Origin of the sequence: Exiguobacterium sp. s140, assembly GCF_018617035.1 — a bacterium.
GTDB classification, from domain to species: Bacteria; Bacillota; Bacilli; order Exiguobacteriales; family Exiguobacteriaceae; genus Exiguobacterium; species Exiguobacterium profundum.
In genome coordinates this window covers 420,992-445,432 of sequence record NZ_JACSJK010000002.1, presented here as the reverse complement: position 1 = coordinate 445,432, position 24,441 = coordinate 420,992, and the positions used below count along the sequence as shown (strand labels likewise).

17 protein-coding genes and 1 pseudogene are annotated in these 24,441 nt (G+C 45.8%); 3 read left to right on the top strand and 15 right to left on the bottom strand.

Going from position 1 to position 24,441, the window contains the following annotated elements:
- Positions 1-10 precede the first annotated feature (10 nt).
- Positions 11-874 (top strand): tyrosine-type recombinase/integrase, encoded by an 864-nt coding sequence (locus KNO61_RS10365; protein ID WP_214811116.1) that lies wholly within the window; start codon positions 11-13, stop codon positions 872-874.
- Positions 875-920: 46 nt separating this feature from the next.
- Here KNO61_RS10365 and KNO61_RS17385 read toward each other — a convergent pair whose 3' ends face one another.
- Entirely contained in the window at positions 921-1,043 is a 123-nt protein-coding gene (locus KNO61_RS17385) for a hypothetical protein (protein WP_256439553.1), read from the bottom strand.
- Positions 1,044-1,125: 82 nt separating this feature from the next.
- Complete coding sequence (gene tnpB, locus KNO61_RS10360) at positions 1,126-2,298, bottom strand: IS200/IS605 family element RNA-guided endonuclease TnpB (RefSeq protein ID WP_214811108.1); 1,173 nt, start codon at positions 2,296-2,298, stop codon at positions 1,126-1,128.
- A 367-nt stretch (positions 2,299-2,665) separates the two neighbouring features.
- Between tnpB (KNO61_RS10360) and KNO61_RS10355 the strand changes: the two genes are divergently transcribed.
- A complete protein-coding gene (locus tag KNO61_RS10355; protein WP_214873179.1) occupies positions 2,666-4,750 on the top strand; it encodes a heparinase II/III domain-containing protein in 2,085 nt (694 codons plus the stop codon).
- Positions 4,751-4,842: 92 nt separating this feature from the next.
- Positions 4,843-5,014 (top strand): annotated as a pseudogene (locus KNO61_RS10350) (IS3-like element ISEnfa5 family transposase); the annotation flags it as partial.
- A 159-nt stretch (positions 5,015-5,173) separates the two neighbouring features.
- Here the strand turns inward: KNO61_RS10350 and KNO61_RS10345 are convergent.
- The 13 genes from KNO61_RS10345 to KNO61_RS10285 form a co-directional block, all read right to left on the bottom strand.
- Positions 5,174-5,326 carry a hypothetical protein gene (locus KNO61_RS10345; RefSeq protein ID WP_214873177.1) on the bottom strand — a complete coding sequence of 51 codons (153 nt, stop codon included), beginning with the start codon at positions 5,324-5,326 and terminating at the stop codon, positions 5,174-5,176.
- A gap of 306 nt (positions 5,327-5,632) precedes the next feature.
- Complete coding sequence (locus KNO61_RS10340; protein ID WP_214873175.1) at positions 5,633-5,821, bottom strand: hypothetical protein; 189 nt, start codon at positions 5,819-5,821, stop codon at positions 5,633-5,635.
- A 292-nt stretch (positions 5,822-6,113) separates the two neighbouring features.
- Positions 6,114-7,202, bottom strand: coding sequence for an IS200/IS605 family element RNA-guided endonuclease TnpB (gene tnpB, locus KNO61_RS10335; protein WP_214873172.1), 1,089 nt, complete (start codon positions 7,200-7,202; stop codon positions 6,114-6,116).
- A gap of 228 nt (positions 7,203-7,430) precedes the next feature.
- A complete protein-coding gene (locus tag KNO61_RS10330; protein ID WP_214873170.1) occupies positions 7,431-8,780 on the bottom strand; it encodes an Ig-like domain-containing protein in 1,350 nt (449 codons plus the stop codon).
- Positions 8,781-8,849: 69 nt separating this feature from the next.
- A complete protein-coding gene (locus KNO61_RS10325) occupies positions 8,850-10,187 on the bottom strand; it encodes a trypsin-like peptidase domain-containing protein (RefSeq protein ID WP_214873168.1) in 1,338 nt (445 codons plus the stop codon).
- Between the two features lie 245 nt (positions 10,188-10,432).
- Positions 10,433-11,242 (bottom strand): hypothetical protein, encoded by an 810-nt coding sequence (locus KNO61_RS10320; RefSeq protein ID WP_214873166.1) that lies wholly within the window; start codon positions 11,240-11,242, stop codon positions 10,433-10,435.
- A gap of 23 nt (positions 11,243-11,265) precedes the next feature.
- Positions 11,266-12,123, bottom strand: a complete 858-nt coding sequence (locus KNO61_RS10315) for an Ig-like domain-containing protein (RefSeq protein WP_214873164.1) — start codon at positions 12,121-12,123, stop codon at positions 11,266-11,268.
- A gap of 29 nt (positions 12,124-12,152) precedes the next feature.
- Complete coding sequence (locus KNO61_RS10310; RefSeq protein ID WP_214873162.1) at positions 12,153-12,638, bottom strand: hypothetical protein; 486 nt, start codon at positions 12,636-12,638, stop codon at positions 12,153-12,155.
- 188 nt (positions 12,639-12,826) lie between these two features.
- On the bottom strand, positions 12,827-15,835 hold the full coding sequence (locus tag KNO61_RS10305; RefSeq protein WP_214873160.1) for a UvrD-helicase domain-containing protein: 3,009 nt from the start codon (positions 15,833-15,835) through the stop codon (positions 12,827-12,829).
- 200 nt (positions 15,836-16,035) lie between these two features.
- The gene (locus KNO61_RS10300; RefSeq protein ID WP_214873158.1) at positions 16,036-17,730 is read right to left on the bottom strand and encodes a hypothetical protein; all 1,695 of its coding nucleotides are present in this window, start codon (positions 17,728-17,730) and stop codon (positions 16,036-16,038) included.
- Positions 17,731-18,010: 280 nt separating this feature from the next.
- On the bottom strand, positions 18,011-18,502 hold the full coding sequence (locus KNO61_RS10295; RefSeq protein ID WP_214873155.1) for a hypothetical protein: 492 nt from the start codon (positions 18,500-18,502) through the stop codon (positions 18,011-18,013).
- 248 nt (positions 18,503-18,750) lie between these two features.
- The gene (locus tag KNO61_RS10290) at positions 18,751-20,334 is read right to left on the bottom strand and encodes a hypothetical protein (RefSeq protein WP_214873153.1); all 1,584 of its coding nucleotides are present in this window, start codon (positions 20,332-20,334) and stop codon (positions 18,751-18,753) included.
- A gap of 981 nt (positions 20,335-21,315) precedes the next feature.
- A complete protein-coding gene (locus KNO61_RS10285) occupies positions 21,316-24,207 on the bottom strand; it encodes an Ig-like domain-containing domain (RefSeq protein WP_214873151.1) in 2,892 nt (963 codons plus the stop codon).
- Positions 24,208-24,441 lie beyond the last annotated feature (234 nt).

Below are 24,441 nucleotides of genomic sequence, written 5' to 3'. Positions count from 1 at the left end.
GAGAATGAAGATGACTTTACACATGAAAGACGCTGTCGACCAGCACGTCCACTACTTACGCATGACCGGAAAATCGGACAACACGGTCAGTCAGGCGACCTATAAGTTCGCCCGTTTCGAGAGAATCATGGGACAGAACCGAACTCTCGATGACTTCAAGACGAGACAGGACGTCATGCCGTATATCAATGCCCTCCGCTCGGAAGGATGCCAACCGGTGACCATCAACAATTACTTGAGCGCACTCCGTGGTTTGTATGACTGGGCCATCACCGAGCAACTCGTCACGCACAATCCGTTTCATCACCTTCGCGTGAAAGTGACCGAACGTCCACCTTCGGACGTCCCTACGCCAAGCGACTTACACCGAGTCATCGATGCGATCGACGTCCCGTTGTATCGAACCTTTTTGACGCTCCAGTTGCATACGGGGATGCGCATCAACGAGGTGAGACAGCTGACACTCGATGCGATCGATTTGAACGCGCGTCTCTTGTACATCCACGAATCGAAGACAGGAAAACCGCGCAAGGTCCCACTGAACGATGCGACGCATGCGATGATGACGACGTATCTAGAGGAAGAGCGCCGATGCATCGATTCGCCATACGTCTTCCCGAGTGCCCGCGGTGATCTCATCTGCAAGACAACGATCAACCGTCACCTGAAACGCGCCGCCGAGGACGTGCTCGGTACATCCGTCACGTCGCATACGCTCCGGCACGCCTTCACGTCACATCTCTATGATATGGGCGTCAAGGAGACTACCTTGTCCGAGTTGCTCGGTCATAGTGAACCGAAGACGACCCGACGCTACATCCGCGTGCGCGAGGACCATCTGCGGGATGCGGTGGAACGACTGACGTTGGAGTGAACAAAGGAACATAAAAAATCCGGTCCACGAGCGACCGGATTTTTGATCATCTTTTCATCACATATACCTTCAATAGATATCCGATGATTCCAATCAATGCGGCAATCGCAAGATACACGATTGGCACGAGAAGTTGCGGCGCGGTCAAAGAGACGACGTAAATAAACATCGCGGTATTGAACTACCCCCACCTACGCTTCGCTTAGAGGTGGGGGATTCCTGATTTATCCGACCTGACAGCCGGAACCTGATCAGGCTAGCCCCGTCGTCCCGACGGTTGAAGAAGCCAACATGCGCTCAGCTTCTTGTCTGAGGTTCAGTCCTGCGTTCACATCACGGTCGTGGTGGACCCCACAAGCCGGGCATGTCCATTCACGCAGACCAAGATGTTTCACGTCTTGGTGTCGATGGCCGCAACTCGAACACAATTGGCTCGAGGCGAAGGTCTTCCCGACCTTCACGACGGTCTTGCCGTACCAGCCGGCCTTATACTCGAGCATGCGAAAGAACGCCGACCAGCTCACTTCGGCGATCGACTTGCTCAACTTGCGGTCCTTCTGCATGTCCTTCACCTGCAGGGTCTCGATGCCAATGACGTCGTGGTTTTTGACGATTTCGGTCGACACCTTATGTAGGAAGTCGGTGCGCTTGTTGGCGATCTTCTCGTGGATGCGGGCGACCTTCCGCTTCTGCTTCTGGTAGTTCTTCGCCTCGGAGAGTCTCACCCTCTTGTTCAGGGCGATGCGCTGACGACGGGACAACTTGCGCTGCTCCCTTGCCAGCTTCTTCTCGAGCGTACGGAAGTAACGGTCGTTCTTGTACAATGTGCCGTCCGATAGAACGGCGAAGTTCTTCAGCCCGACGTCGACGCCGACCGATGAACCGGTCTTCGGCAGCTCACCGATCTCCTGCTCTACGAGAAGGGAGACGAAATATTTACCCGAAGCCGTGCATCGGATCGTGGCGCTCAGGATGCGACCCTCGACCTGTCTCGATTTGGCGAAACGCAGCCATTTCAGCTTCGGGAATTTGAGTCGATTCCCGACGATCGAGACCTCGGGGAGCTGGGAATTGCCCTGGATGTTCGCCGTATAGGATTGGACGGGGTTTCGCTTCGACTTGAAACGAGGATGATTCCCCCTTTTCTTGAAGAACTTCTTATACGCGTCGGCCAGGTGTTTGACACTGTTCTGGACGGCGGTGCTATCCACTTCCGTCAACCAACCGAATTCCTGCTTGAGCATGGGAAGTTCTTTCGAGCAGGCATCATACGACAGTCCCTTGCCGGTCGCTTCATGGGCCGCGTCCCATTTCGACAGGAAATGGTTGAACACGAACCGGGAACAGCCGATCGTCTTGGCGATCAGGATTTCCTGTTCCTTCGTCGGATAGATCCGGAATTTATAGCCCTTGTGCTTCACCATGTGACGGTCACCACCTTTGAAGATATTTTACCCGAAGAAAAGGCTGGCGATTCATCTCCCACTTTCACGTAAGCCCTGTCCTTAACGTTTAGAAGTGGGAGTATTCTCGCTTAATTTTGATAAAGAAAAGTAGTAGGAACAAGCTAACATGTTTCAATGTATTTCCCCCCTTCACAATCTGTACGCTTTAGACTGTCCTCACCGAGTCACTTTATCACTTCAATCCGATTGCCGTCTCGGTAGTCTTTTATTTTGACAGGTCGAATACATTTCCTATTTGAAATTAAAAATATAGAAAATTAAGGAAACAACCTCACCTCATGGTATACTTTGAAAAAGAAGTAAATCCATTTTTTGAGGTGTATCTATGAAACGAATCTTACTCGTCCTCGTCTTGATTGGTGCGTGGGGGTCTGTCACCCCGACCGACTCCGCTCAGGCTGCGACGAACCCTTTCCACATCCGCTCTGTCCCGAACGCCATCGTCTATGAGATGAAAAGCGGGAAGTTGACGAAAATGGCGACCTATTCGACGACGAAGCGCTATGCGGCGATCAGTACGTCCGGTTGGTATTACATCGCCCTGAGCGGTGGGAAGAAAGTCTACATAAAGAAGAGTCAGGCGAAGCTTTTACTCGCCGATCCCATCACCCGTTCGAACCTGACATCGAGCGGGACGGCACGACTGGCGCACGAATACATGCGACAAATGGCACCACATGTTCCTTATGAATACGAGCGTCTCAGCGAAGCGAAGGCAATCGACTACGCGAACCGGGCCCTTAAGGGGAATTGGTACGTCCCGTCCACACCGTATCGTCTGTCGGTCCCAAACATCGACACGTTCGATTGGCATCGGAGCATCCCAAGCTCTTCAAGCAACTCGTATCCGTTCCAGATTCACTATTTGACGGTATTGAACCAATTGACGCAAGCCTACAATGCGACAGGAGACACCGCGTATTTGAAATACGGGATGCGCGTCGTGAAAAGTTGGACGAAAGCCCACCCCGTCGCCAACTACAAACAGTACCGCTGGCCATATAATGACCACGGTACATCGGTCCGGACGTTCCACTTATTGAACTTCTGGGACGTGTATAAGTCGTCGTCCCTTTACAAAGACACGGCATTCACAGGTCTGATGCTGCGGACGCTCCATGAGCACGGCACGTTGCTCGCGACATCGAGTTTTTATAAGTACGAACATAACCACGGGGTGTTCCAAGACATGGCGCTCACGGCGATCGCGCAGACGTTCCCACAGTTCGACCAAAGCGCGAGATGGAAAACGATTGCCGACAGCCGGCTCGATAAACAGATCCGCCACAGCATCACGTCGGACGCCGTCCACCTCGAGCATTCACCGGGCTATCAGGCGTACATGTATCACGTGCTCGACCGTTTCGTCATCTGGGCGGACGACAACCGCTTCACGCTCCCGTCCAGCATGAACCGTGTCGAGTATATGCCGAAACAGCTGACGTATATGGTGAAGCCGAACGGGACGCTCCCGATTTTCGGGGATACGTCAGGAGCTCGGCGCACGACGTCGATTATCCCGCATATCGATGACTTCCCACAGCTCGCCTATGCGGTCTCCGGAGGGAAGGAAGGATCACGCCCACCGCTCACGGTGAAGAAGATCAGCACGCAGTATAGCTTTATGCGGGAATATTGGTCCGCCCCACCGCGTGCCTTCAACCAGGCGACGCAAGTGATGATGACGGCGGGCTATCACAGTAGTGCCCACAAGCACGCCGACGATTTGAGCATCGACTTATACGGGCTCGGCCGCGACTTCATCATCGAGACGGGCCGCTACGGCTACACGAACCGTCCGGAACGTCAGCGCGTCTTCGGGGTCGATGCCCACAATACGGTCCATCGGGACGGGGCGAATCTCGACTTGAGCGCGTCGATGCGCGAGAAGAGTAAGATTGTCACCGTCAAAAACCTCGGTCCATCACTCCTTGCGATGGGCGAAAGCAAGCTCATCGGTAAAGGGGCGACCCATCGCCGGACGCTCGTCTATGACAAGGCGCAGACGCTCGTCGTCTATGACCGGATCAGCTCCCCGACACAGGAGAAGTTCGTGCAGCGATTCCATCTTGCGGAAGGTCTGAAACTGCTCCAGAGTTCGATGGCGACCCAGAACGTCGTCTATGGCGACTCGAACGGCCGGACGATCCAACTCATGCAGCTCAACCTGAAAAATTCATCGATGCGCAACAGCACGAGTTTCGTCGCCGTCGAGGATTACGAATGGAAGCCGCGTCCGCAAGTCATCTCGTATAACACCGGGAAAGATGTGCGCTACCTCACGCTCATCCGACTCGACCAGTCGAAGACAACGATCCGGTCGGCGAGTGTGAAAGTATCCGGTTCGAACTATATCGTGACGTACACGCTCTCGAATAAAGAGACGAGACAGATCAGTGTGCCGATCTAAACAAACAGGTCCTTTACGCCATGTTGATATGCTCCCCAATAGGTAAACAGACGAAATAACAAATCTGTTTATTCGATTGGGGAGTGTTTTTTATGGCGAGATGTCGGCATTCAATCGAACAAAAACTGAGTGCACTACAAATGATGGAAGATACTGTACACCAAGGAACAGAAAATAGCGACCGTACATGACTATCTCGACAGGGCCACCATGGTGGAAGTCCTCTCTAGACATCAAATCAGTAGTCGTTCGGTTCTATATCGGTGAATCAAGAAGTATCCTAGTCATAGTGAGCTAATAGATTCGAGAAAAGGGATGGATTGAGCTATGGCAGACCACATTCGAGGAATGAACGCGTAAAACCCCTCATCGCAAGTGGCGTGAGAGGATTTAGCGGAATCTGTCGAGAACAGACAGATGATCTTATTTCGAACGGAATGACAGTTGCTCCGTAAATGGGAAACGGCGACGGATTTGTTGCTTCACAAATCGTGACAAGACGACAATCGAATTCAAGACAAAACCGAGGGTCAGAAGCGCCAGCAACAATAAGACGTAAAAGAGAACTTCGTTCAATGGACACAGCTCCTTCGTGTGAGGTAGGGAGTATGGACATGTACATGTAAAAAGTGTGGGAATTACACAGCATGTGACGGGTGACAATTCAATCCATACCTTTATCTACCATTAGTGTAACCTGATTGTAACAAACAATACGTTTGTTTTTACTACAAAAGGGGAATTAATTTTATCTGCTTTAGGTCTTTCGTTCGACAGGAAGTGACAATTCGCCTACATGCAAAAGACGAACTCGGTTGAGTCCGTCCGATGATTTATCATGTAGTGAATTGCATGCTGTTTAAATCATGCCCCCTGAGTCGTTCAAACTCTTTCTTTTGAGCGAGTCTGCCGTCGCTCCGACCATTTTTTCACAACCCGTCCGTTACGCAGGTAACGAACAATCAGCCAAATCAGCAGAATTGGAATGAACAGACTCGTGACGGCACCGATGACAATCGATCCGACAGCAAGGAGCACCACGAGGACATCCATCGACATGAACCACTCCATTAGGGTCTCTCCTTCTTTATAATCCCTTCTTTTATCTCACAATGACTTTAATCTCCACAGCATCACCATATGCATCCGGTTCAAGGGATAACACGGCTGTCCCTTCCTTACAGCTTTCATTTCCGGGCGTACCGTATCGTAAAAAAAGTATCGAGCTACCATCATAAGACAGTGAACTACTCGCCACTTATTTGCTTCACAAATTGAAGGGGGAGCTTCTTGGGAAGACCGTGCTCTTACCAGCCACGGTTATAGACCAAGCTCGTCGGGCAGTCCCTGCCCTGAATGGTTGTCAGTCGGCCAACATCATCAGGTTGATGCTCGCGTTGATGTCGCGGTCATGGTGCGCGCCACAGGCACACGTCCATTCACGGACATCTATCGTCTTCTTCCCGCCCTTTACTCCGCAAGTGGAACAGATCTGCGTCGATGCGAACCAGGGGTCTGCCTTGATGAGTGTCCGTCCGTAGAAGGTGCATTTGTATTCTAGTTGTCGGACGAACTCGTACCAACTGACATCCCCGATGGATTTCGCTACCTTGTGATTCTTCATCATATCCTTCGATGTCAATGTCTCCACGACGATGACTTGGTTCTCGTCAACGATCCGTCTCGACAGCTTATGAAGGAAGTCCTTGCGTTGGTTGGCAATCTTTTCGTGTTTCTTGGCCAAAAGTAATTTGGCTTTTTCACGGTTCTTGCTCCCGATCTTCTTTCGTGACAGCGCCCGTTGCGCCTTCTTGACCTTCGCTTCGGACTTCCGGAGGAGTCGGGGGTTGTCGATTTTCTCCGAGATCATCGCGTCGTTCGTCATGACGGCGAAGTGCTCCAGGCCAAGATCGATCCCGACTTTATGCTCGACTGGGATCCATGGTGCATCGTCCTGTTCGACGAGGAGGGAGATGAAGAACTTGCCCGTCCTCGTCGTCGACACCGTCGCCGACCGGATGACGCCCTCGAACGGGCGATGTTGTGTGAACCGTACGAACCCGACCTTCGGCAGACGGACCTTGCCCGCCTCGATGCGGATCGTGCCATGCTGGTTGTTCGTCGTGTAGGAGGCGCGCGACCGCCGTCTCGATTTGAACACCGGGAAGCCGCCCGTCCCGGCGAAGAACTTCGTGAACGCGGTGTCGAGGTTCAGCTTCGCGTTCGCGAGCGCGAGGCTGTCCGCCTCGGCGAGAAACGGGAACAGGGGCTTGTAGGAGGCAGGTGTCGCCGGTTTCCGTCTCGTTCCGTTCCCCACCTTCGCCTCCTCGCGGATGGCGATGCGGTCCTCGAGCAGCTTGTTGTAGATGAACCGGGCGCAGCCGATCGTCTTGATGAGGAACTCGGCCTGTGCCGGCGTCGGGTGGAGCCTGTATGTATAGCCTTTCAGCATGTCCGTCCCTCCTCCCTCCAGTAGATCGTGATGTATCCTCCTCGTCCGATACCCGCGGATGGGGAGGGAGAATCTGACGGAATCACGAACTTTCGTTCGTCATATCTGTCACAGGGGGAAAAGACGTTTGGACCGGGCGATTCATCTCCCACCCACGCCGGGCTTCGCCCCGAGACGCTTAGAGGAGGGAGAATTCTCACCTACTTCTGTTAAATAATGAATTCTATCCTACCTCGACACCTTAACCGTCTTCACCGTCGACCCGTATTTGTTCTTGCTCGTCACCTTGATCAGCGTCCCTGCTTTTTGCTTGTTGATCGAGAACGAGTAATTCCCTTTCGCATTAGCCGTTCGCTTATACGACTTCTTCCCAATCGTCATCGTGACGGTCGCTCGTTTCTCGGTCTTGCCACTCACTTTCGTCGAACGGACGGAAATGCGATTGACCGACAACGCTGGCAGCAAGTGACTGGATGATATCTTCAGCTGATAGGTTCCAGTGTGCGAGGTGCCCATACCGCCTTGCACGTAGACAAAATAATCCCCTTTCGGAAGAACCACCGATTCGTCATAGCGTCCCGGTTCAATGGATGAGCTGTATAGATAAGTCGACAATACCTTTTCGCCTTGCGCGTTCTTCACCGTCAAGCTCGCGGCACGATCGATGAAGGACAGCAATTCCACTCGGACGCGACTTTCTTTCGGTAACGACAGTTTGTACACATCAATCGAATCGTTCCACGAGATCAATCCGGTACGTGATGTATAGAACGGGAACCTTTCCGCTTCGACCGACCCGTTGTTCGGCTCTCGCTCTTGATTCTTCTCAGATTTGAATGAACTGCTGATCTCATAGACACCCGTATTCGACCGATACGTCAAATCGTATACGTTCAAGTAATAGATGCCTGGTTCCAAGTCGACTACCATCTTCTGTTTCCCCGGATTGTTCATCGATCCTGATACTGATTTTTGGTAAATCGACGTGTTCATCTCATCTATTAATTCGAAGTAGACCTGTTGCGAGACAAAGCTCGTCAACTCCAACTGAAGCCGTCCCGCTTGTTTCAGTTCGATCCGATACACATCGCTTCGATCTTGCAACGTCAAATGACCTGTTATCGTTTTTTGAAGCGGCAACGATTGAGCCAAGAGCGTACCGTCGTTCGGCTCCACATCATCCGTCGTCACTGGATTGAAATCAGCACGAATCGCGTATTTACCGAGAGCATAACTGAACTGAAGTCGATACGTGCCTTGATTCAAATTAAGCGTCTTTTGATAACGTGCCGGTGAATACTGACTTCCGCGAACCCATTCATACACGACAGAACGATTATTTTCATCGACCACAGTCACTAACGTATTTGCCATCTCGAGCGTCAAATCCAGTGTCAGTTTCCCGTTTTGAGGTAACGTCACCTCGAAGGTCGGGTTCGCCTCCCCCTTCACGAGCTCGCCTTCTAGTACTTCTCCGAAGACTAAATCATGTGTCGTCGTTTCAGCAGCTATAGGTGTGATCGCCATCGCTCCTTGAATCCAAATCAATAAAAGACAAACGAATACAATACGTTTCATGATTTTCCCCCTGACGTCATAGAGAAAGACTGACACGATGGCCAGTCTCTCTACTTCTATTCAATCGTGTTACTTCAGTTCATAACTCATTCGATACGGTTGATTCCAATATTCCGATTGAGCTAAACCTGATAATGGGAACGAGACCAAGTAATACTCGCCGGCAGGAATAACGAGGTCTAGCGTTCCATAATAACGCCCTTCATTCGAGTACTCTTCACTGTAACGAATTTCCTCACCATTCGCGTCAAATAGACCGAATGCCCAATATTCGCCTTGCTGATTGTTCATCCATCCCCCGAACACAGACAACGTCATTCGCTTATCGGTCCGGAAGACGAACGTATCGACATCTTCTAAATCATAAACAGAACCAATTAAATCTCCAGAAGCATACGAAATCACATCCGCATCCGCAAACGAATCATTCAATTCCTGTTCTCGTGTATCCCCTTTGCCGGATACGACAGGTAATTCATATTCTGGTTCAGTCGGCATTTGCACATTCGCAATCGTTTCGCGCCCGTACTTCAGCGTATCCAGTTCTTGAATCGGAACCGCATAGTTCATATTTTGCGAATCCGGGAGTCCCCATGTGACGACGCCGATGACCTGTCCGTAATCGTTAATGAGAGGACCACCTGAATTGCCATGAGTCACACTGGCGTTAAATTGAAGATAAGGTTGACCACTGAAGAAAACTTCACGATTACTAAGAATTCCTTGTGTAATCGTATTATCCACACCTTTCGGGCTCCCGAGGGCATACACGGTTGATCCTGTACTTCCCGCTTTTGCTGTCGCCAATGTCGGAATGGACTGAAGGGACGGGACATCTAAAATCGCCAAATCCAATGCATCATCGAAGCGCTTCAATTTGAGTGTTTCGACTTCAGTCCCGTTTGCGAACCGAATGCGCGCGTATCGGTTCGATTCACCCGAAACGACGTGGAAATTGGTGATGACTTCCCCTTTCTTCGTCACGAATCCACTCCCAGTTGAAGTGAGTCGATCAGAAGCATCGTACATCTCAATCGTCGCGACCGATGGATTGACTGCCTTGAACGCTGCTTGTGCGTTCAGCTTTTTCGGTTTGACCGTCACGCTGATGGTCGACTTCAACTTCGTCTTCTGGACGGTGACCGTGATTGTCGCTTTTCCGACCGCTTTCGCTGTAATCTTTCCACTTTTCACGGTCGCGACTTTCGTGTTCGACGATTTCCATACGTATACTGGTTTTTTCACACCACTCGTTTTCGCCTGTACCGTTTTGGATTGGCCGACCTGTAACGTGACGCTTTTTGGAGAAACCGTCAAACTTGCCGCGGCTGCCGTTGTGGGTAAACATGTACTGAGTAACAGGAATAGGATTGCAAGAAGAGAAAACTGCGTTACGAACCGTTTCAAATCTCTCGACCTCGCTTTCGTTTATTAGTGAATTTGTATGAATAATGTCCATCATCTTCATAGTACCAACCTAGGTCTTTCGTCGGATGAAACTTATCATTTTTAAGTCAATCAATAATTTAAAATCGACAAACAATCGTTCGACATGAACTGACAAACGACACGATTCAATTCCATAAAAAATCGTCTCCCTTCATCAAGAAGAAAGACGACTCTCATGTATTGAATACTACTCACATCAACAATCATTCGAAGAGTGAGATGGCACGAACGACTTGATCTCCATCGAGCTGAACGATGAGTGTTCGCTGATTGACTTCATAGACAAGAAGCGCATCTTGTTTGAAACGGTATAGCTCTTCCCCTGCTTTAAAGAAGCCTACCGTATAGGAGTAATCGAGGACTTCTTTCGGTGTACCGAGCGCGCGTGTCACTTCTGACTTGGTGACGGTACGTTTAAAGAACTTTGGTGACGTGTGTACACTGATTACATCGTAAGTCGGGTTATTTTGATAATTCGGATCATCGGCAAGAAGGAAATCTCCACTCCACTTCCCGAATTGACCTGAGTCAGACTGGACCTCAGCAAATGCTCCATCCGAACCTTTTACTTTACGTAAATCAGAACCGAATGCGACACTATTTCCGTAAAAATTCCCATCGTAAAAGATTGACGCTTGCTGCATTTTCAACCAACTGACATCATTTTGCTTCGAAGGGATGCTCACGGTCATCGTGCGCTTTGCTTTCTTCCCTTTATAGACGGCTTGAATCGTCGTTTTTCCAGGAACACCCGATGTGACCGATGTCTTTCCGACACGGGCAACCTTCTTCGTAGTGGACGACCACGTCACCCCTTTCGTGATACGCTCGACCGTTCCGTCAGTATAGACAACGTCTAATTTGAGTGTACGGGCATACCCACTGTCTTGTTTCGCATATGTCGTCGGGATCACGATTTTCGATACCGACTTGGCCTGAGCTTCCTCGGTATAAAAGGATAGACTTGCAATCATTAAGATTGCGGTCACCACCTGCATAAACACTCGTCTCATGTGAGTTCTCTCCTTCCGTTCCATCATTTACTTACTTTCACCGTCTTCACAGACGACCCATACTTGTTCTTGCTCGAGAGTTTGATGCTCGTCCCGGCTTTTTGTTTGCTGATGGAGAACGAATAGTTCCCTTTCGCATCAGCCGTTCGCATGTAGGATTTCTTCCCAATCGTCATCGTGACCGTCGCGCCTTTTTCCGTCTTGCCACTCACTTTTGTCGAACGAGCTGTCACTTTGTTAATCGATAAAACTGGCAATAAATGACTTGATGTTACGCGAAGTTTATATTTCCCCGTATCATCGTGGCTATAGTCATCATAAATCGACAAGTAATACGTGCCTTTATTCAAAGTAAGATTCTCTTTGTATCGACTAGGCGCTTTTGATGATCCGTATAAATACTCGCTAGCAACTCTATTGTTCTCATCATCGAGCAATTCTACGATTGCTCGATTAGCGACATAGGATGTGAGGTCGATACTGACACGACTTGTTTTTGGAATGACAATTTTGTACACATCAATATAGTCATTCCATGATAGGAATCCTGTACGTGTTTGGTAAAACGGAAATACTTTTGCTTCAACAGTCCCATTATTCGGCTCCATTTCCTGATTTAAAGCTGGAACGAATGACGAGGTCAATTCATATTTACCTGTGTCATCATAACCATAGTCATCATAGATGTGAACATAGTAGGTACCTGGCTCTAAATCGATATATGGAGCATATTTTCCTGGATTGTTCCAAGTACCATAAACTGCTTTTGAAAAAATCGAGTTGTTATAATCATCTGTAAGTTGGAAATAAGCTCTGTTTTCAACGGAGCTAGTGAAATCAAAATAGAGTCGACCTGCTTTTGTTAATTCGACACGGTACACATCAATTCGGTCCTGCTCTGATAAGTATCCTAATGTTTTTTTCCGAAGGCTAATTTTTGTGCTTGAGCAGTTCCATTGTTTGGTTCTTGATCATTTGTCTTCATCGGAGAAAAACGTGTAGAAATTTTAAATTTCCCAACATCATCTTTTCCATAGTCATCATAAATCATAAATTGATAATTTCCTTTTTCTAAGTCAATGCTCGTGACCTCTCTCGCTGGTGTTTCAGCACTTCCATAAAGAGCATCCGAATACACAGTATCATTGTATTCATCTACAAATTCAATGTATGCACGGTTAGATACCGAAGACGTTACGTCAATCGTAAAACGTCCAGCCTCTTCTAACGTTAAATTGTAAATCTTACTACTATCACTTTCCGTCAACTCCCCACTAACGGTCCCATTGATCGGAAGGATACCTACACCTGTTTCCGCACTTGCTGGCGTGATTGTCGCTAGAATCAACAACGCGCCAAGCATTGATGAAATCCACGTTTTCATTAATTGTTTCATAGTTATTTATCCTCCATTCAAATCATTACGCTTTATTATATGAAAGGATTTTCCATTCAAGGTTCTCATTTTCACGGATAGGGAAAAGGGTTTTCGAATTTTAGAGGTCAATCGTTCGACAAGATTCGTCACGCCTGCCTCCTCATTTACTCCAAAAGAAAAGAACCGCCATCGGCGATTCCATTTCTTCATTTCACTCTTTTCCCAACCTGCTTCATCTGCTTCACATCTTCTCGCTCCATCGTATGTTTACAGAGCGGGAAGTTCAAACAGCCATAAAACTTACCCTTCTTCCCGTCCCGCAGCACAAGATATCCTCTGCATGATGGACAGACAATCGGGTTATGAATGATGCTTGGATGATTGGCCGTATAGTCACAGCCTGGGTAGTGACTGCAACCGACAAACGTTGACTTTCGGTTTGTCTGTTCACGAATGACCAAGTGACCATCTAAACAACGAGGGCATTTTGGATTATTCCGTATGCTTTTGCCCTCCTCGATTCCCATTTCATACGGGACTTGCTGTTCTTTGATCAACTCTTGGACAAACGTCGACATGCGGTCATCCGGCGTCAGTACATACGTCGTATGTTTCGTCCGTGTCAACGCCACATAGAACAGACGGCGTTCTTCCCCAAACTCCAACTCTTCTTGTTTCTGAAGGACGAATGACAATAGCGGGTCATCCATGATCTTGTTCGGGAAGCCGTTCTTACTGTTTGCCGTATTGATCAAGATGACGTTCTCTGCTTCAAGTCCCTTTGAACGATGCGCTGTCAAAAAGGAGATTCGAAGATTCGGATGCGTTCGGTCGGTCACTTGCACTTCATCTTTCAAATACTTCACTCGAAACGAAGCGCTTCCCTCAATTGACTTGATGTCAAAGTTGTTCCGTCCAACGAGCAGTACATCCGACTCCGGACCATGTGATTGAACGATTTGATCAAGCGCTCTACGTAAGGAGATTTCAAAGTCGTTCTTCCCCTTGATCCCCATCACGCGAACCGGTGTGGTCAGTCGTTTTCCGGAAGAAAGGTTCTTTCGGATTTGACGCTTGTTCTTCATCACGAATCGACCAGCGATATCAATCAATTGTTGCGAGTTTCGATACGTGTTCTCAATTTTTAATAAAGCACTCTTCCCGAAATAATGTTCAAAATCGGTAAACAGACTCAAATCAGACCCCGCAAACCGATAAATAGACTGCCAGTCATCTCCTACGCACATGACGGTTGATCCCGTCTTCTTCCGGATCGCTTCAATCAGACGATAGCGACTGACGGAGATATCCTGATACTCATCAATGATGATGTATTTGTACGGCAAATGAACAGCATCGGACGAAACAATTGAGGTCGCTTCGTTGATCATGTCATTGAAATCGATTTTGTTCGTTCGTCGTAGATGATCCTCATACATCCGGTACATCGGTTTGACGAGACGGAAGAAGAGGAGTGATCGTTGATAATGAAACAAGTCCTTCTTGTTCAAACTCTGTGCGAAGATATCAAATTGAGACTCCGTATAATGATTCGATTTGAACAGTTGAAGAAAGCTCGACACAAAATCGACGAAGTCGTTGAAATGACTCTTTTGCTTCGTTCGATATAACTTGTCGAATACTACTTTCGGGTCCACTTCCCGGAAGACGACACCTTCCTTCAATAATTTCAACCGTAGTTGATCTAACAAATTCCCTTCTTGCCGGTAATATGAATACGTCTCCATCAGCTTCGTCCCGTATTCATGATGCAGCTGTCGTTTCCATTCCATTCCGTCGAGATATTTCTGCTCCTCGATTGGACTGAGCCAAGGGGCGCGATTGTTCCGGTTGATTCCGAAGTGTTCTAAGTACAAATCGTATTCTGGCAGATAAAAGTCCGGTTGATACTGACGATGATATCGAGTCGCTGTCTGATGAGGGTAATTCTTCTCGTATTCATATTCGATGCCATTCAAGAATAAGAAGTTCGCAATCATGACCTCTTCGAGACTCTTGACCTTCTCTTCTTGAATCGTGATTTTCTGTCTTTGTTGTGCGGTAATCATCTCAGCGGCTGAGAGGGATTTCCATACTTTGCTGCGTAACGGTTCTAAATCCACATGCTTGTTGTAGTCGTGATATTCCCCGGCCGTCTCAAACTCTTCAATCCCTTTTGGAATGTAGAAATAGTAACCGAAGAAGTCGATCAGTTCTTTCATTCGATGCGGATGTTCATAGAACTGATGCATACAATAATCACGAATAACTTTTTTCAATTCGTCCTCGACTTGAGGTTTTTGTTTTCGACCTTCAGCAATGATCCCCATCCCGAGCCCATGAAACGTCTTGACCTCCACGGGGATATGAAGCCGTTCGCAGATTCGCTCCTTCATCTCTTCGGCTGACTTTTTAGTGAACGAAATTAGTAAGATTTCATGAGGCTGTACTTGTTTTCGTTCAACCAAATATTTCACTTTCGCAGCAATCGTCAACGTCTTTCCAGACCCGGCACCGGCGACGACGAGGTTCGAATCCTCATTGACGATGACCGCACGTCGTTGTTGGTCATCGAGCGACTTCCCATCGATTGAGTCAAAAAAGGATTGGGTACGCTTCAACTCTTCGGTCACATATGTTTCATTCCAGTCTTCCACCTGTCGATCTAAGCCTCGATAAAGTTGTATGAACGAAGTCGTCTCTGGAATAGAATCATCCTTGAAGAAGTCGTATACGTCTCGATAATCACCGAGAAGTCGTTTCCGCAACGAATTCCCGATATAATGACGTCGCGCCGCTTCGACATCTCGCTGAAAAGATGCCATTTGCTCATAATATGTACAGAGTCGTTGATTGATGCGCTCAACTCGTTCATCAAGTTCTCGCCAAACGTCCAACAACTCGCCTGATACACGAACGTACGCTGTGTTCAGTGAAACGACTGAAGATGGGAGTGAACCGTCCTCATGTTTCAGTTTGGTGTGTGTCGTTTCATCTAGTAGGAACCCTCGTTCACTCAGTTCATAAACATGATGAAAGCGTCCTTTCTCCCGCATCACTTCTTCTGGAGAAATGCTTGACTTAGAAGAATCCCACGCTACCATCTGCTCCTTCAAATTGTTCAAGCCGATTTGTAAAACATTCACGTCACGTTTCAATTGCGGTAAGACACGTCGTATCATAAAGAATCGTTGTATCGATTGGATCCATCCCATATCATCACCATACCATTTACAATATTTTCAACTCTTCTTCAGTTTATCAAAAAGCTGATTAAGAAGAGGATAAATCCTTTTGATGATCTACAAAAAAGAAACTGAGCCTAAGTAGACTCAGTTTCCTAATGTTCTATCAATCTTTAATAGTGTAATTATTTAAAGAATTCTAATCGAATCAGAGTAGCGAGTTTTATAATTCATCTCTCTCCGTCCTGTTTTGAGCGTAGGAGATATATGCCAAGTGAATTGTCATCACCTATGACTGCGAGTTGCATATCTGTTTTCAGAATCTCATCTGCAGCAAGCAGGTTCGCAAAATTTAAATTCCCGTATTCTTCATTTGGATACATAGTAGGATAAGCTTCTTCGATAGCTTTTGAGACTTTCGATGTAAGTAGATCACCTTTTACAAATAATCTATTATTCTTTAAGTCTATCATGACCCCGCCATCCTCAACTGGGATATATCCTACGGTTTTTTCTGAAATAACGTCTGTTTTCTCAACAATCAACATACGACTGTTGAATTTAGAGTTAAAGACTGCCTGATATGTTTCGGTAATCGGCACATCCTCGCGCACATATTGGAATGGAGTCAGTTTTATTTTAGGTTCAGAAGAATTGAAGAGTGGTGAATCGAGTAATTCTTGAACAGTAGAGCCTTCTTCAAACATAATGTGATACGAGCTTAGCGCACCAAACTCAAATTTCGAACTTGTGATGTAATCATATTGTGAAAAATGTTGACCCTCCTTTGCATACTCGTATGTGATTGCTTTATCTCCATGTGGGATATGCAGAATGATTGTCTTAGACAAATGTTTATAGTTCGTTTGGAACGTATAGCTTATCACGACATGTCGAACCTCGCCGTTTTTGTCGGGACGGGCAGGAATCATATACTTGCTATCTTGAATATCATCTGACGAAATATAGAAGTAAATCCCTTCAGAAGCGGTAGGTAGGGCAATATATGCACCAGTCTCATTTTCAGCGTTTTGGATTGTCGGAACGAATGTCTTCATCGCGTCTTCTAAAGGTTGTGGAGTAGGTAATTGCTTCTGGAACTCATTATTCATAGTCCAGTAGGCCAGTGCTAAACGTTTATACTCAAACGAATCGTCTTTTTCTCCTACCTCATCACCATTTAGTGACATCAATAGCGTGTTCACACTCTGAAACTTTTCGAAAATATTCTCCACAACATCATCTTTCGATAAATCATCATTTAGCAAAAGTTCAATTTCTCTTAACAATTGTCGAATATCTTTTTGAATCGCAAGTTCATTTTGCGAGAGAACGATAGGACTAAAATTCACAGGCACATGGTTAATGACTACATCTTCTGGTTTGACGACTTGAACCATCACATCGTCAGCCGCTGAAATGGTCTCGATTTTTGATTGCGGACTGAACGTGAGAAATGCTTGTTTCAATACATTCACCTCGTCAAACTCTCCTTCGAGATTTACGGAAGCCGATGTATCAATTGTTATTACTTTTACCAATTCAGCCTGACGGTTAATAATCCGTGCTCCATTCGTATCTTCTAACCGAAGCTCAGCTAAATATCCACTGTTGTCAAACGTACTTTCTGCTACATCTTTAATCAAAACTGTACCTGTCACGTTCGCTTTGTTAATCACTGTCGCATTTGGAGTGTTGACGGTCAAATCACCTTCAATCGTCCCAGCTTCAATCGTAACCGTACCAGCTTCACTATGGTTGATCCCGACATTGCCAGTCACCTTGAATCCGTTTAATGCTAAATCTACCTTACGTGTGAGTGTAAGATCACCTGTGATATCGTTCAATAAACGAATTCGCTGTACAGTAGTATCTTGGAGCGCTTCGTTTAATTGAGTGAGTGTTGTGACCGAAGTCGTTTTCACTACGCTATTCCTGCCTTATACCGCATAACGGCTTTCGAGCCAGGCCTACACCGTACGTGCGCCTTTCAGCGCATACGGCGTGCCGTCAGTCCTTGCTTATTTCCCCGTTATTAGTATACATAAATTAGCAATACTCATTTTACATTTTATAGAAAAGAAGAGAATGATTTTCTCAAATTCTAGGACTTATCTTGATTGTAGATTTTCAAATCCGTTATCGCTTGTCTGTTCCTCAATGCGCAAAAACGACTCTAGCAAGAGCTAGAGTCGCATAAAGAAATTAAATTTGCGATGCAGTGAGATACTGATCGAACTCTTCTAAGAATTTCGTCAAGCTATCCACGTTGATCGTGTAAGTGTTATCCACAGGAGACACTTGACCGTTTAGATCAGCAAATTCATTCAATTTAGCCAATGCCGCATCATTTCCAGCACCAATGACCTTGTCCAACACTGTGACATTCGCTGTGATGACAGACGACGGCGTACCGTCAAATGTCACGACTGCCTGATAAGCTGCTTTCATTGCTTCGACATCGGTTGAAGTAACGTCAGATTTTAACTTAGTTGAGAACGTAACTTTTGCCGTTTCATAAGCGAGACCTGCGTTGAACGTATGACGTACAACTGATTCAGCTTGATACCCTGTACCTTTGCGCTCGAGTACAAAGTTGGCTACAGATTGTTTCTTACCTGTATCGAGACTCGTATAAGAATCTGCTGAAACATTAATTCCTAAGACTGATGCATTTGTTTCTAATGCACTGACCATCTCCGCTTTCGTTGTTGCTGCATTGATCGCACGGATCGCTACGCTATTCCCATCTTATACTAAGTTGTAAAACTTAGATTTCGATTTGGGCCTACACCATACGTGCGCCTTTCAGCGCATACGGCGTGCCGTCAGCCCTTGCTTATTTCCCCATAATCATTATAACAAATAAAGGGGTATTAATCCATTTTTAAACATATAAAAATCGGTATCAGCAATATTGCTGATACCGATTAATGATAGTTTACTTACGGTTGCACAGGGTACATCGCTTTACCGAAAGCTTCTGCCATCTCGCTCCATGATGCATAGTTATCACCGTTATTGTAGAGTTTTTCAAGAATTGATGTTTGAACGTCTTTTTCGAGTTCCTTAAAGTTACCAATCGTTGTATTTAAGTTTTCAACTACTGTAACGGAAGAAACGTTACCACTGACTTTCGGAAGAACTTCTTGGTTTTTTGCATAGGCAACTGCAACTTTACCAATGAAGTCTTCAATTTTGAGATCTTTTGCTTCTTTTGCACTATTCACAGAGAATAAAGCATCTTGTGTCGCTGTACGGTTTTCAACTGCGGCATTGAACAACTTTTTGAATTGTTCAAGTGTCCAAGTTTCAACCTTTACATCAGCGCGGTTAGCCAAGATATCAGTAATGACTGCAATTTGACGATCACCTTGACCGTAATCACCTAATCCTTCTGAATCAGAAAGAGCATTGTAACCCTCCAAGTTTAACCCAAGGTCTAATGCCTCTGATTCAACGACCGCTTTTAGTTTAGCAGGATCCTTCTCAGTATTAATCTTCAACATCGCATCGTTGACAGCCGGCTCATTTTCTTTCAAAATTTGCTCCCATGAAAGAGCAACTTTACTTGAACCGTCAGTAAATGCCTCATCTAAAGCAACAGTAGAAACCGTTGACGAGATGACTTTACCGTCACGTTTGATTTCAACTTTCAAACGATTTGGTTTTACATCGTATGAAGCATCCCAAGCCGTCGTATCCCATGTACCTGATGGATAAGAACCATTTGGCACAAATAATGTCGATGCGTAATGTTTTTCATTGGCAAACTCGTTTTTGAAAACATCCTTCACCAAATCTTTAACTTCTTCTTTTGTTGTACTTGTTGCTAGTACTTTATCGCCATTCATTAAAGAAACGACGACGCGATCTCTTTCTTGAAGAGAAACGTGTTGGTCAGCTGGTAAGACGATACGAGCCTGTACACCATAGAAGTTTTTATCAACTTTGGATACACGGTATGTGACGTACCCTTTGATTTGAACTTGTGGATATACCACTTCTTCATCGTCGATGACGACCTCACCATTACCAGAAGTATCCTTTACAGTACCACCAGAAACTGTCGCTTGAACGTTTGCATCCGTGTTCAAATCATTGATGACTGAACCGTTAGCCAAGTTCAGTTGTGTATCTTGTTTCACAGTCACTTTTGTGAATCCACCTTGGAGGTTCACAGGTTGCATAGTGTCAATCACAAGGTTTTGAATCTGGCTGTTTTGACCGTTGATGAAACGTGGCGTTCCTGTTGCATCCTGAATAATAACGATGTTGAGGAGACCGTTGTTTGTAAACGTGTTGTTTGCTACATCAGTAATTGTAGTTGTACCGTTTACAGTTGCTGAGTTGGTAAAGCTCACATTTGGCGTATCTACCGTAAGATTACCCGTTACTGTACCGTTCGAAAGAAGAATTGTTCCTTCTGCATCTGTATCATACGAAACGTTACCAGTTAATGTTTTTCCATTAAGATCGAAATCAACTTTACGTGTCGCATTAAAGTTTGCAGTTAAGTTATTGTTCAAAACAATTTTCTTAACATTCACATTAGCTAAAGCAGTATTTAATTCTTGAACTGTCGATACATAAGTTAAGCTATTCCCGTCTTATACTAAATCTAAAGACTCAGCTTTCGGTTCGGGCCTACACCATACGTGCGCCTTTCAGCGCATACGGCGTGCCGTCAATCATAGTTCAAATTGCTCATTTCCCCTATATCAAATCTACCAATATTTTCTTATAGATACAAGTCCTAATTTATGTATTTTATTGGAATTTCAATTTCCCTTTAATTTTAAAATTCTAACCACAACAAAACCACCTCTCTCCAGTATGGAAAGAGGTGGTCTAAGAGATCATCAGAGTGACTACTAGTTTGTGTCGTCATCAATCAGTTTTCTCATTTTTGGGGAAATAAGCAACTGTTTCTGACTGACTAGGTTCCTTCGCTCCCACTAGTTTTATCCTCCCTATATGTTACCATATAAGTGCAAGCGGCTAGTGATCGACGCTACTATGAACCTGCTGCCATCTTTATGGCTTCACGGGTGCTGATTCACCTCTTCCATAAAGACTTCAAACGTTCCATCATGTTTATCCCTATTTTTAGTAACCGTAGACCTCCACTATTCAGATATGAGCAAGAAAGCGATTAACAGTCAATTCACACTTTCCTCAACCCGACATTGCATTCGGGAGAATCATCTTCGAACTCCTAGCGATTCGCGAAGACGATCGATTCATTCTGCCTACATGGATTCGTTGACCTGATCATAGTTACTTTTTAAAGAGTCCCGCCTCGACTACTTCGAGTACGACTTCACCTGACTTAGCCCCTCACACATATCAGTGCATGATTGGACCCAGGAGGATTAGACACTCATCGTTGACTGTTTGATGAGGAATGGAGTCACACCATTCAATTCAACATGATAGTTCGGAATTATCCGGTCCGGATCCTCGAGGTCAATTAGACCTCGAGTTAGCGGACAACGTTTCGTTTGTTTTTATTCAGGAGTGATTGCTGTGAAGACTTGTGAAGACTTCGCGTTACGCGCTGCATCTTCAACCATGTTTACGATTGAAACTGATGCTGGTTTAGCACTTGTTGCAGAGCCATCTTCTTTAAGCATAAGTGTTACAGTTCCAGCAGCACCATTCACAGAGATTGCTTCTACAACGCGACCTGCGACTGTGAAGTCTGAGTCTTGAACTGAAGGAGCGTACAATGCTTCAGAGAAAGTAAGAACTAAGCTATCTTGTGCGTCTGCAGTTCCACCGTTTGTGAACACAGCAGTCGAAATTTCTGGAGCATATTTGTCAGATGCTTCGAGATCTGCAAAGTTCACAAGAAGGCCATCGTTGTTTTTCGCACTTGTAGTTCCAACAGAATCTACTGTGATATCCTCAGCATCGAATGGAAGATCAGAAGATACAGTCAATGTAAGTACTGATTTACCAGCTTCGATTGAGTTCACCAAGTTCGATACTGTCACAGGTGTAGTATCGTTATAGACTACAAAGTCTCCAGCAACTGCGCCAGTGATTACTTCGTCGAAGTAAAGTTTAACCGAACGTTTTCCAGTTACTTCTGCTTTTGTAGCCGCTACTGTAGACTGAGCTGAAGCAACTGTAACAAGGTTTGAGAAGTCAGCTGTTAAGTTACCAGTCGCATCTGCTACACGTCCAACTGTAATTTCAGCATTGGCAAGTGATGTTTCGTTAGTAGCAGAGAAGTCAAGGATAACCGCTTTGTTACCGTCAACAGCTGTAATCGTAACTTTCGAATCAAGATCAGCAGTACCAAGTTTGTATTTCGACTTGTCTGTGATTGAAGCAGCGTTCATTGCTTCGCTGAACTTAATTTTTACTTTCTTATTTCCAGCCAAGAGATCAGCTGTTCCATTTACTGTTGGAGCAACCATGTCATTGACGTAGAACGTACGTGACACTTCAGCAATCTTGTTGTTCGAAGCATCGACAACATTCTTCACAGTCACTTTGTAGTTTCCACCAGCAAGGTCAGCAGTTGCAGTCAATGTTACTGTTTTGCCATCTTCACCAAGTGCTGCAGATTGTGCAACAACCTTGTTGTCAGCGTCAGTAAGAACAATGTTTCCTGCCAATTCAGCTGAAGCTTCTGTTACTGCTTCGTTGAATTTCACTTCGATTGTACGTTTTGTTTTGCCTTCTACCGATACGAGTGTCGGTGCTACTGTGTCAGCCGCGTATACAGCAGACAACTCAGTTGCAGCAAGTTTGTTGCCCCACTTGTCTTGAACAAGCGTGCCTTTGTCATCAGCGTAGCCCAAGAAGAATTTCACTTGACCTTCAGGGAAAACTACTGGGAAATCAACTACGAGAGTATCAGTAGATCCATTTTTGAGTTGTACTGAAGTTGCTTTGTAGCCAGAAGCGCCTTTTACAGTGTGATAGAATTCAAGGTTTCCTGTCACTGTAGAAGCGTTAATTTCCTTATCAAGCTTCACTTCGATTGTGTTGTTGTCCACAACTTTTGAAATCATTGCTTTTGGTGCAGTAGCGTCCGTTTGGTAAACGAATGATTTCGTTACAGCATCAATTTTGAATCCAGCGTAATCAGCTCCACCAGAGATTTCAAGTGAATGTGATGAACCGTTTTCTGGATCGATACCGATTGTGAGGTCAGCGTAGTCTTGACCTGCAGACCAAGAAGTTGACACGATTGCTGTCTGTCCGTTGTTCAACTTGAATGTCGGCGCTGAAGCCAATGGCTCAGAGAAGTTAACGCGGATGATGCGTGGCGCTACGATCGAGATTTCACCGACCGTTGGAGCAACTACATCGAGGAAACGAACTTCTTTAGTAGTTTCAGCAACCACGATGTTTTTCGCAGTCTTCACGTTTTTCACTGTGAGTTTCGCATCAGTAGACTGACCTTTTGCAGCGAACGTAAGAAGAACTGTTCCTTCTGAAGTCACTTCAGCAGCTGTTGGGTTCGTTGCTGCGTCAGAACCGATTTTCAACTCATAGTTTGTAACTGTTTCAGCAGATGCTTTGTCGAGATCTTTGTTGAATTTAACTTCAACTTGCTTCAAGTTAAGAGCTTTTACTTCTTTAACCATTGGCGTTTGATCTTCAACTTTGAATTCCATAGCTGCAGTCTTCACATCGCCAGAGCGAAGGATGAATGAGTGTGTTCCAGCTGGGATATCTTTAGCAGAAACCGTGACTTTACCGTCTTTGATTTCAGCTGTGTATGGATCGAGTGGTTTCGACTCGTCTTTTCCTGGGAAGATTACGAGTTCAACTTTTTCGCCTTCTTTGAGGTTTTTCACGTCAGCAGAGACAGACAACATGTCGTCTTTCACTTCGTGCTTCACTTCAGAGAATTCTACTTTAGAAGCAACTACTTTGTACTTAACAGTTTTTGTTACAGAACCGTAAGCTTTGTTTGAGTAAGTGAGTGTTCCTTCGAACTCTCCAACTTTCTCAGTGCTGAATCCAGCAACGAAGAGTGGCTTGTTATATACAACGCCGTCTGCGAAGAGAACTGGTTGAACGCGGATTCCTGAAACAGGAACGCCTTGCTCGAATACGAATTCAGATTCAGGTTTGATTTCTTGTGCGTAGTTTAAGACGCGGAGTTTCTTCTCAACTTTGATGCCTTTTCCTTTAACGAAACCTTTCGCTGTTTGGAATACACCAAGTTTGTTCATGTCGATTGAAGATTTGTACCAGTGGATCTCGCTGCCCTTGTATTCTTTGTCAAGTGCTGCGTTGAGGTCTCCCCCACGTACGTAGTCCGATGAAAGACGGACCGTTGTTGATGCTGCGTCTGCCGTGATTGCAGGCGCTACTGCTGATGCTGCTACTGCGAACGCTGCCGCTGCAGTAACGAATTGTTTCTTCTTAGCCATCTGATGTAAATCCTCCCTTAGGTAGATAGGTTTTTCTACCGTCCTTGCCCAACCGATCTCGTTCGGAGTCATGTATCCATAACAATGAATAAAGTACTAATGATTATGTAACCGACTCTTCTATAGACCAGGCGTTCTCCCCCGGTAGAAGTCTTTGCAAGAATCATCTTGAACAATTTACCAAGACTGTTCTTGGAAAACCTTACATCCATAATATACATAACACTTCCAAGC